We start from the raw sequence: 1,588 nt of genomic DNA on the forward strand, positions 1-1,588 counted from the left end.
CCCGCCCCCCGGGCCGCGGGCCGCGGCGAAGGGGGCGGTGCCGCGGCCGCCCGGCGCGGGATTCTTGAAGCAGCGGACCAGCACGACCTCACGCAGCCACACCGGTGTCAGCGGGTCGTCGGCGTGCGGGCAGCCGAACGAGGTCAGCTCGACCGACCAGCGTCGCTCGCCGGTGACCGCGTCGGCGAAGCTCACCCGCCCGTCCGCGATGTCGCCCTGGGCCCATTCCTCGTCCTCGGTGCGCCACAGCTCCTCGCCGGTATCGGTCGAGTAGGCCACCAGGCCCGCCGCGTCGTCCCAGCCGACCAGCAGCACCGGCGCGAACGGTACCGCCTCCACCCGGTCGGGGTCGGGCCTGCTGCCCTCGGCGCGCAGCGTCCATCGTCGCGCGCCCGCCCGGTCGAAGCCGACCACCGCGTCCTCGGTGACGGTGTAGAGCCCGGTCTCGGTGACGCCGAGGTCGAGATATGCGCCGAGGTCGATCTGCTCGGTCGCCGCCACGTCGACGACCGGCGCGTCCGGTGGGCTGCTCGGGCCGTCTCCGGTGTCGGCCGAGCCGAGGCCGCACGCGGCCGCGGTGGCGGCGAGCGCCACGGCGGCGACGGCGTGTACGGCGTTGCGGAACGTCTTCCCACCCATCATCGGAACTCCCCCTGCCGGAATCGGATCGCGACCGATCATCGCACGGCGGCAGACCGGCGCCGAACCGGCGGGACCGGGCCTGTGGACAACCACCGCCCTGTGGACGACGAGGCGGCGGGACAGCGTCAGAGCAGCAGTCCGAGGCGGCGGGCGGCGACCACGGCCTCGTGCCGCGAGTGCGCGTCCAGCTTGGTCATGGCATTGCGCAGATAACTCTTGACCGTCTCGGGTTTCAACGACAAGCGTTGCGCCACTTCGGCATTCGTGCAACCGAGGGCGACCTCGGCGAGCACGTCCAGCTCGCGCCTCGACAGCTGGGGCAGGTTCGCGGCGTCGACCGCCCGGTCGCCGTTGATCACCCGGACCAGTCGCGACGACACATCGTGCAGACGGTGCCGCAGACCGTCGTCACCGATCGAACCGGCCAGCCCGCGCAGGTCCGCGTGGATGCCGCGCAACTCCTCCAGCATCTCCGGGCTCGCGCTGTGTCCCGGGGTCACCACATCGAGCATGCGCAACCTGCGGTCCACCTCGTCGCGGATGGCGATCTCAGCGGCCAGCCGCCTGCTCGCGCGCACGATCAGTTCCGCCGTGCGGTCGCCCAGCGGGCCACCGCGGGTGGCCGCGTAGAGCACCGCGCGCGACTGCTCGCCCACCATGACCGGCACCGCGAACATCGACCGGATGCCCTCGCCGGTGACCGGCTCGTCGTAGTGGTGGGTGATCGAGGGAGCGTTGCGGTAGTCGGCCAGCGACAGCGGCCGCCGCAGATCCATCACCCGGCCACCGAGACCCGCGCTGCGCAGCACCGGCAGGCCGCGCAGGCCGTTGGTCCTGATGCCGACGAACTCCGACAGCAGCAGCGTGTCGCCCTGGATCTCCCCGCCGAACACGATCGGCACCGCCGACTCGCGTGCCACCCAGCGCACCTCCGCGCGTAGCGCGT

General features: G+C 72.8%; 2 protein-coding genes. Both read right to left on the minus strand.

Going from position 1 to position 1,588, the window contains the following annotated elements; all coding sequences use genetic code 11:
- On the minus strand, positions 1-642 hold a 642-nt coding region (locus QH283_RS14105; protein WP_280503457.1), incomplete at its 3' end, for a PQQ-binding-like beta-propeller repeat protein.
- Between the two features lie 125 nt (positions 643-767).
- A partial coding sequence (locus QH283_RS14110) for a helix-turn-helix transcriptional regulator (protein ID WP_280503458.1) occupies positions 768-1,588 on the minus strand: 821 nt, incomplete at its 5' end.

Source organism: Nocardia farcinica (genome assembly GCF_029867845.1).
Lineage (GTDB): Bacteria > Actinomycetota > Actinomycetes > Mycobacteriales > Mycobacteriaceae > Nocardia > Nocardia farcinica_A.